9 protein-coding genes are annotated in these 8,552 nt (G+C 63.5%); all 9 read left to right on the top strand.

From position 1 onward, the window contains the following. Positions 1-443 precede the first annotated feature (443 nt). On the top strand, positions 444-1,166 hold the full coding sequence (locus tag ACTJGZ_RS07215) for a response regulator (protein WP_441662264.1): 723 nt from the start codon (positions 444-446) through the stop codon (positions 1,164-1,166). After that, complete coding sequence (locus ACTJGZ_RS07210) at positions 1,151-2,314, top strand: sensor histidine kinase (RefSeq protein ID WP_441662263.1); 1,164 nt, start codon at positions 1,151-1,153, stop codon at positions 2,312-2,314. Before ACTJGZ_RS07215 ends, ACTJGZ_RS07210 begins: the two co-directional genes overlap by 16 nt. 201 nt (positions 2,315-2,515) lie before the next feature. Further along, on the top strand, positions 2,516-3,619 hold the full coding sequence (locus ACTJGZ_RS07205) for a TolC family protein (RefSeq protein ID WP_441662262.1): 1,104 nt from the start codon (positions 2,516-2,518) through the stop codon (positions 3,617-3,619). Further along, the gene (locus tag ACTJGZ_RS07200) at positions 3,585-4,724 is read left to right on the top strand and encodes an ABC transporter permease (RefSeq protein WP_441662261.1); all 1,140 of its coding nucleotides are present in this window, start codon (positions 3,585-3,587) and stop codon (positions 4,722-4,724) included. Before ACTJGZ_RS07205 ends, ACTJGZ_RS07200 begins: the two co-directional genes overlap by 35 nt. 22 nt (positions 4,725-4,746) lie before the next feature. Continuing rightward, on the top strand, positions 4,747-5,520 hold the full coding sequence (locus tag ACTJGZ_RS07195; RefSeq protein WP_441662260.1) for an ABC transporter ATP-binding protein: 774 nt from the start codon (positions 4,747-4,749) through the stop codon (positions 5,518-5,520). Next, positions 5,495-6,514, top strand: coding sequence for an HlyD family secretion protein (locus ACTJGZ_RS07190; protein ID WP_441662259.1), 1,020 nt, complete (start codon positions 5,495-5,497; stop codon positions 6,512-6,514). Before ACTJGZ_RS07195 ends, ACTJGZ_RS07190 begins: the two co-directional genes overlap by 26 nt. After that, positions 6,507-7,229: an MtnX-like HAD-IB family phosphatase gene (locus ACTJGZ_RS07185; RefSeq protein WP_441662258.1), complete on the top strand. Its 723-nt coding sequence runs from the start codon at positions 6,507-6,509 to the stop codon at positions 7,227-7,229. Before ACTJGZ_RS07190 ends, ACTJGZ_RS07185 begins: the two co-directional genes overlap by 8 nt. Then, the gene (locus ACTJGZ_RS07180) at positions 7,226-8,182 is read left to right on the top strand and encodes an alpha/beta hydrolase (RefSeq protein WP_441662257.1); all 957 of its coding nucleotides are present in this window, start codon (positions 7,226-7,228) and stop codon (positions 8,180-8,182) included. The genes ACTJGZ_RS07185 and ACTJGZ_RS07180 overlap by 4 nt, the downstream gene beginning before the upstream one ends. Beyond that, on the top strand, positions 8,166-8,546 hold the full coding sequence (locus ACTJGZ_RS07175) for an EamA family transporter (protein WP_441662256.1): 381 nt from the start codon (positions 8,166-8,168) through the stop codon (positions 8,544-8,546). The genes ACTJGZ_RS07180 and ACTJGZ_RS07175 overlap by 17 nt, the downstream gene beginning before the upstream one ends. The last annotated feature ends 6 nt before the right edge of the window (positions 8,547-8,552 follow it).

The following is an 8,552-nucleotide window of genomic DNA, read 5'->3' as shown; positions in this document are numbered from 1 at the left end:
GGCGCTGCCGCCAGATCCTCAGGTGCTCTGGCTTACTGAAGACCGCCCCAAGACAACCTCCCGCTGCACTGTGCCACACAGCTTAACCGGCCTCCGGCCGCCCCTGGCGGGGCGGCCGGAGGCAAGCCGGGCCTGCCTGGCTTACCCCACGGTGCAAGGTGATGTGCAGCATCTCTATCTCTCAGTGGCTCAGTGAGCGGTGCGTTTCGCCTCGCGTCACGCTTGGTGTAGCCATGTGTTATATCTGACACGAAGACAGCACGATCTCATCGTGCCCAACGGCTTGGCTCGTGCCACAATAGCTGAGCTTAAAACCTGGTGTGCATGCTGCAGGCGCTATCGTCTCGCAGTCATGCAGAAATCATCCCTGGCAGCGCAGCCTGCTGGAGGTGGCGGCGGCTGGCTGCCGCATTTTGCAATGGCGCTGCGACCTTCATTTTTTTATGCTTGCGACAACTCCGCCTTCTTCCCATTCCGATCGACTGGTACTGCTCGTTGAAGACGAGCCAGGTATTTCCAGCGTGCTGGATGCTTACATCCGGCGCGATGGCCTGCGTTGCGCGACGGCGGCAGACGGGCTGGAAGGATTGCGCCTGTTCCGCACCATGAGGCCGGATCTGGTGCTGCTGGATATTCATTTGCCAGGCATGGATGGTCTGGATCTGCTCAAGGAGATTCGCAGCGAAGGCCAGACACCGGTCATTATCGTGACGGCTTTGGCGGATGATGTCGATAAGCTGCTGGGCCTGCAGCTGGGGGCTGATGATTATGTCGTCAAGCCGTTCAACCCTGCGGAAGTCGTGGCCCGCATACGCGCCGTGCTGCGGCGGACCAGCGCCCAGCCGGAGCAGGCGCCTATCCGTGTCGGCAGTATAGAAATCGACGAGCAAGGGCATGTGGCCATGGTTCACCTGGATGAAGGGCGCGCGGTGCCGCTGCCGCTGACCCTGACGGAGTTCCGTTTGCTCGCTTGCCTGGCGGCGCAGCCCAGGCGTTGTTTTTCCCGCTCCTTTTTGATCGAGCATTGCCTGCCGGAAAGCGAAGCGCTGGAGCGGGTGATTGATTCCCATATTTCTAAGCTGCGGCGCAAGCTGCAAATCGCCGGGCAAGGGGATTTGATCGAAGCCGTGCGCGGTATCGGATATCGTCTATGGCGAGAAAGCTAGACCGCATCTGGGTTCGTTTCGGGCTGGCGATCGCTGTCACCATTGTGGTGAGCATGGCGGTGCTGGCCGGTATTCTGGTGCTGTTCTGGGAGCTGGACTACAACAGCTTCTATAACACCTTGCCTACGAATATCCGGACGGAGCTGGATGAACTGAATGCATTAGGCCTGGATGAAGGGCCGCGCGCCATGCAGATTTATGGCGAATACTGGGAAGGCGACCCGATTCGCGGAGAGATGCTGGCACTGATTTTCGCCATGCTGCTGGGTTTGCCCTTTGGCATGGGAATCGGGTTTTTTGTATCCCGGCTGGTGACCAGGCCATTGGGATCCATGGCTGAGGCCGCCAACCGTGTGGCCGTCGGGGATTTCACGGTGCGCGCTCATCCTGGCCATGCCAAGGGTGAAATGGCGGATATGCTCAACGACTTCAATCATATGATTGATTCGCTGGCCGCGCTGGACGAAGAACGCCGTCTGACGGTCGCATCACTGTCCCATGAACTGCGCACCCCTTTGGCTGTGCTGAGCGCGCGGCTGCATGGTATTTGTGATGGCGTCATTCCTGCGACTGACGAGGAAATGCATGGTCTGCTGGAGCAATCGCTGCATTTGGGCCGCTTGATCACGGATTTACATACGATTTCCTTGGCAACGACGGGCCGTTTGTCCTTGCAGTATGAGCAGCTGGACCTGGCGGTGCTGGTGCAGGATGAGATGGCGCAGTTCGCTGCGCGCTTGCAGGAGCAGGATTTCGAGCATACGGTGGTTCTGCCGAAGCCAGAAGATAGTGCATTGATCCTTGCTGATCCAGACAGGATGAGGCAAGTTGTGGCAAATTTGTTTGAGAACGCGCTGCGCCACGCCGCCAGCGGCCGCTGGATGGGTGTGGCGGTGCATAAAGAGCAGGACAGGATGCGGCTGGAAGTCAGCGATGCCGGGCCAGGTTTGCCCGAGAGCATGAAAGACAAGCCGTTTGAGCGTTTTCCGCATCGCAGTGTCGGCGCAGCATCAAGTTCCGGTCTGGGGCTCTCTATTGTGCATGCGCTGGTCGAGCAACAAGGCGGCTGGGTGTATGCCAAGGCGTCCGAGCGCGGCGGCGCCTGCATCGGGGTCAGCTTCCCGATTGCCGCCCAGGGCACCGACTAGGCCGCGGGGCGCCAGCGCTGTTGGCCTTCATTGTTGGCCCCCCCCGTTGGCCCCCCTCGTTGGCCTCCCTGGTTGGCTTTCCTAGCCCCTCTCCATCATTTCTCCATCATTCTTGCATGCCTGGTCAATGTTACAGGCGCATCGTGACAGCTTCTCCGTTTTGTCTGCGGCTGCGGGATTTTCCCCTGCGGCCTGAGAGCCGTGCGACCTGTGTTCCGGTATTCCGATGTGTCCGTTTTCAGCCGTCGTTGCTGCGTGGCGCTGGTGTCTGCCTCGCTGGCGGGGTGTCTGGCCGTGCAGGTGCCGGATTTGCCGGATCAAACACCGCTGTCCTGGTCGGAGCCGCCAGCGCCGCAACATGCGGAAGTCAGCCTGACCCATGGGTGGCAGGCATTTGACGACCCGCAACTGGATGCCTTGGTAGAGCAAGTCTTGCGGCAAAACCTGGATTTGCAGCAGGCGGCGCTGCGGTTGCGGGGTGAGCAGGCCGTGGCGGAGCGCTGGCAAGGCGCCTTCCTGCCCAATCTATCGGCCAATGCCAGGCCCTTGCAGGATGTCGCCGCGCAGGACTCCTACTTCCATGCCAGTATCGAAATGAGCTGGGAATTGGGCTTATTCGGCGCGGCAGAAAATGCAGAGCTGAAAGCGATGGCCGATGTCGGTTATGCCAAGTCCAGCTACGACGCGGTGATGGTGGCCGTGGTGGCGGATGTGGTGCGTAACTACCTGGATCTGGGCGTCGCGCGCGCCCAGATGGCCTTGCTGGCTCAGACTGAAGCGCTGGAACAGCAGGCCGTCCGCCTGGCGCGGATCCGGCAGCAATACCATCTTGGCGAGCAGGACGAATTAACGCAGCTGCTGCAGCAGCAACAACGCGCGCGGGCCGCCTATGCCGAGATGCGCGGAACGGCTGACCGGGCGGCGCGGGGCCTGGCGCTGCTGCTGGGGCAGGATACGCCCGACCCTGCCTGGCAGGCGATAGGGCAGGCGCCTGTGCTGGCGCCATTTTCCCTGGCGCAAGTGCCGGCAGACCTGCTGCGCACCCGGCCGGATATCCGTTCCGCCGAAGCAGAAGTCATGCACGCGGCGCCCAGCTGGAAACCCGTCTGGCCTTGGGGCTGGATAGTGACTTTGATCAGTTGGCCTGGCAGCGCGAAAAATTGGCGGGCCAGGGCGAGCTGCTATGGGCCGAAGCCGGGCGCTCACTGGCTTTCGTTGCCTTGTTCAAGGCGCTGGGCGGCGCGCCCTTATCGCCGCAGGAAACGCGCTGATGATTGCCTTGGCGCGCAAAACCCTGATCTATGAATGGCGCCGTTTCTTGCCGGTGCTGCTGGCCGTGTGCTTTTCCGGTGTGCTGCTGATGGTCCAGGCGGCTCTGGTGCTTGGAATTTTCGGCACGGCGGCCTTGTATGTCAAAGCGTCCTCGGCGGATCTTTGGGTGGGCTTTCCCGGCACGCAAAGTGTGAATTTCGGCCGCAAGATAGATGCCGATGTGGAAATGCGTTTGCGCATGGATCCCGCCGTCTTGCAGGTAGAACCTTATCAGTGGGTGGATGGCGACTGGAGTTCCGGCAAGACAGAGGCCGGCAGCGTGTCTATCTATTTATCGGGTATTTCGGTGCAGCCGGACGCCATGATGTTTTCCAAAGTGCTGCCGGACCGGCTGCGGCAGCTGCTGCGTGAACCTGGCGCAGTGATTGTGGATAGCGCGGATCTGGAAACTCTGGGTCTGACCGGCAAAGGCGGACGCGCCTGGATCAACACCCATCCGGTGCAGGTGGTGGCCGTTGCGTCGGGCTTGCGCGGGCTGGGCGGCGTCAATGTCCTGGCATCGCTGGATACGGCACGGCAGATTGCCGGCGCGGACGCGGAGGGTGGCAGTACCTATTATCTGGCCAGGCTGGAAACCCCGGCACAGATACCGGCAGTACGCGACAGGCTGAATGCGCAGGCCGGGCAGGCTGGCCCGATGGAGGCCTGGGGGGCCGGGGAGTTTGCCAGCCGTTCGCAGCGCTATTGGCTGCTGGATACCGGCGCGGGGATGGCTGTGCTTTTCATGGCAGTGATCGTCTGCCTGGTCGGGGCGGTGATTACCAATCAGTCGTTTGCGGCCGTGGTGGCTGGGTCAGCGCGCGAATATGCCACGCTCAATGCGCTGGGCGCCAGCCGTGGCGCGCTGGCGCGTGTCGTGGTCGAACAATCCTGTCTGGTCGGCGGCCTGGGAATGCTGCTGGCCGCGCTGGTCAGCGGAGCGTTGTTGTTGCTGGCGGGCGCCTACCGGGTGCCGGTCGCGATGACGCCATGGGCGGCCTTGGGATGCGTGGTGCTGGTCGCCTTGATGGCTTTGCTGTCCAGTGTCATGGCGGTGCGCGGCTTGTTGCGCACCGACCCGGCTTTGCTCTTGCGCTAAGGACGGGACAAGGAATGCAATCATGTTGAGCAATGACACCAGAGCTACGGAAGGCTGCGCTGCGCCACGGGACGAACGGCGGGCGCCCAGTCTGGTCGCCCGCAACCTGAGCAAGGCTTTTTTGAGCGGCGTGGTGCAGGTGCAGGTGCTGCGCGGTTTATCCCTGAGTGTTTATTGCGGTGAGTTGACGCTGGTTGCTGGGCCTTCCGGGTGCGGCAAAAGTACCTTATTGGCCTTGATGTCCGGCTTGCAGCAGCCGGACGAAGGCCAGGCTGGCGCCTTGGGGCAGGAATTGGGCGAAATGAGCCGGCGCGAACTGGAGAAATTCCGTTTGCGCCATACCGGTTTTGTCTTCCAGGGCTTCAATCTTTTTCCTGCCCTGACCGCATTGGAACAGGTGCAGCTGCCGCTGGGCTATCTGGGTATGCATAGGCGTGACAGTGAAGTGCTGGCGCGCCGCGCGCTGGAGGAAGTCGGGCTGGCCCACCGGGCCCACATGCGGCCTGCGCAACTGTCAGGCGGAGAAAAGCAGCGTGTGGCGATTGCCCGGGCGATCGCCAAGGAGCCGCCGCTGCTGTTTGCCGATGAACCCACCAGCGCGCTGGATGCGGAAAACGGGCAGCGGGTGGTGGATATCCTGCATCGCTTTGCCCGCCAGCATCAGGCAACAGTGCTGTGCGTGAGCCATGACCCTCGCCTGGTGCGCCATGCCGACCGGGTCGTCAGTATGGAAGATGGTGCGATACGCAGCGACCGGCGCGGAGAGGCGCATGAGAGGGAAATTCAGCATGGATGACAGGCAAGTGCGAAGAGATCAGCGCCGCCGGCAGGCGCGCGGCCTGGGCGGTGTTTGCCTGCTGGCGGCTGTGTTGCTGCTGGGCGGGTGTTCGGATGAGCGCGCGGCGGCATCAGGGGCAACATCAGGGGCGGCATCAGAGCCTGCATCTGGGTCATACCCCGGCGCGGCGCAAGCGGCCAGTGCGCCGACGCCGCGCTTGCAGAAGGTGGCTGTGGCCCGCGGCAAGATAGAAGTCGAAGGGGGGCTGATCGACATGGCGGCGGCCAGCAGCGGCACGGTCATGCAGCTGTCTGCGCATGAAGGGGAAACCGTGGCTGCCGGAACGGTATTGCTGCGCCTGGATGATGGCGTGGGTGAGCAGGCGGCAGGTGTTGCCGCGGCGGAAGTCAGGCTGGCACGCGAACGGGTTCGCGCCGCCGAGGGCCGTGTGCCGGAGCTGCGGGCCAGCGCTGCCCGCTATGCGCAGGCCGCGCGTGAGGGCGCGGCGCCACGGCAGCAGGCGGATGGGGCGCAGCAGCGGCTGGCGGATGCTCAGGCGGAAGCGGCGGTGGCCCAGGCCGAATTGGCCGTGGCGATACAACGCCTGGAGCTGGCCAGGGCCATGCAGGCGCAGCGGGTGTTGAAGGCGCCCGAGGCCGGGACCATCGTCCGCCTGATGACGCAGCGCGGCGCTTATGTGCAGGCTGGCGCGGCGGTGCTGACCCTGCTGCCCGAGCAGCCATTGATCGTGCGGGCCGAGCTGAATGCGGCCTATGTGGATGCCGTGAAAGTGGGCATGCAGGCAACGGTCGTGCCGGATATGGATGGTGATGATGACAGCCAGCGGCTGCCCAAGGCCAGGGTGATACGCATCAGCCCTATGTATGGCCAGGGGCGTTTGCAGGAAGAGGCGCAACGCGGCCCGGTGCGCGTCGTCGAATGCGTGCTGGCTTTCGAGCGTGAGCCTGCGGCGCGGGTCGGACAGAATGTGAGGGTGATTTTTCATGAGTGAAGGGCTGAGGCAGAAAGTGGAGCCGCCAGGCAGGCAAGCCGGTGCGCCTGCGTGGGTGATTCAGTGTGATTTCGATGGCACCATCAGCCGCCGGGATGTCATCGACAGCTTGCTGCTGCGCTATGGCAAGGACGGTTGGCGGGCGCTGGAGGAGGCCTGGGAGCGCGGCGAGATCGGTTCACGCGAATGTATGCAGCAACAGGTGGCCTTGCTGGATATGAGCCGCGAAGAATTGCATGCCAGTTTGGCGGAGATAGCGCTGGACCCCGGTTTTGCGCCGTTTGCCGCCGCCGCCCGCGCCGCCGGGATTCCTGTGCAAATTATCAGCGACGGCCTGGACTATGCCATTCAGGTCTTGCTGGGCCGTGAGGGCTTGCAGGATTTGCCTATTTTCGCCAACCATTTGCTGGAAGCGGGCACGCGCGGCTGGCGGCTGGAAAATCCCTGGCGGCAGCCGGGATGCGACAGCGGCAACTGCAAGTGCGGGCATTGGCAGGCGCAGGCGGCAGGCGGCGCGCGGGTGCTGTATATCGGCGATGGCCGTTCCGATTTCTGTGTGGCTGGGCGGGCGGATTTTGTGCTGGCCAAGGCTTCGCTGCTGGCGCATTGCCGCCAGCAGCGCCTGCCGCATGCGGCCTTTGAAGACTTCCATGAAGCCCTGGCGCTGCTGCCGGGCATTCTGGCGCCCGCCGCCAGGCCGGAGCTGGTGTCATGAGCACAGCCTGGATCCATCCGCGCAGTGACGCGCGGGAGGCGGTTGCCAGCCCGCCAGCCGCCGGGCGCCAGGCATCGCCAGCCAGTGCAGAAGAGCGCTTGCTGCCCCATGAATTCCTGCTCGAAGGAACGGGAGCGCCGGGGCGTACCGGGGTCTTGCTGATTCATGGCCTGACCGGGACGCCCAACGAAATGCGGGTGTTGGCCAAAGGCCTGCACCGCCGCGGGTTTACGGTCTATGCCGTGCAATTGGCGGGGCATTGCGGCACGCAGGACGATTTGCTTGCAACCCGCTGGCAGGATTGGCTCGATAGCGTTTGCCGCGGCGCGGAGCTGTTGGCGCGGCGTGTGGACCGCGTGGTTGCCGGCGGGCTTTCCATGGGGGCTGTGCTGGCCTTGGCGCTGGCGCAGGCCAGGCCGGATCTGGTGGCTGGCGTGGTGGCTTTGTCGCCCACCTTCCGGCATGACGGCTGGAGCATGCCGCGCTATACCCGTCTGGCGTTCCTCCTGCCGTGGCTGCGCGCCCTGGGGATAGGACGCCAGCGCATGTTTCTGGAACAACCGCCTTACGGCATCAAGGATGAAGCCTTGCGGGCGCGCGTGCTGGCCCAGATGAATGCCGGGGATAGCGCGGCTGCCGGTTTGCCGGGCAATCCCTGGTGGTCGGCGGCGGAAATGCATGCCTTGGCCGCCGGGGTGCGCGCCCGTCTGAAGCTGGTGGCGGCGCCGTGCCTGGTGATTCATGCGCGTCATGACGATATCGCGTCGGTATCCAACGCCTACGAGATTGTCCGTGGCGTGCGCCATGCGCCGGTGGAGCTGCTGTTGCTGGAAGACAGCTATCACATGGTGACCATAGACCGTGAGCGCCGCAAGGTGATTGCGCGGGTGGTGGGTTTTGTGGAAGCGCTGGCGGGCGTGGCCGGTTCCGGGGAGGATGAGCATGAGCAATGAGCTGATGTCGCCGCTGGTCATCGTGCTGTGGATACTGAATGTGCTGGTCGATAGCGGCGGGCAGCTGGCGTTCAAGGCGGCGGCTGCCGACCCGCGCGCGGGTGACGGCCTGGCGCGCTGGCGCTGGATGATGCGCCGGCCCTGGCTCTGGATAGGCGTGGGCTGCTATGTGGTGGAGTTCGTGCTGTGGCTGGCGTTTCTATCGCTGGTGCCGCTATCCAATGGCGTTTTGCTGGGTTCCATCAATATCGTGGCCGTCATGATCTTTGGGCGCATTCTTTTCAATGAGAAGCTGACGGGTCTGCGCGTGCTGGGCATTTTGCTGGTGTCGATTGGCGTCGGGATCGCGGGCTTGAAGGGGTAGAGATAC

It is taken from the genome of Kerstersia sp., from assembly GCF_052103615.1.
Lineage (GTDB): Bacteria > Pseudomonadota > Gammaproteobacteria > Burkholderiales > Burkholderiaceae_B > Kerstersia.
This window is presented reverse-complemented; position numbering and strand designations above follow the sequence as displayed.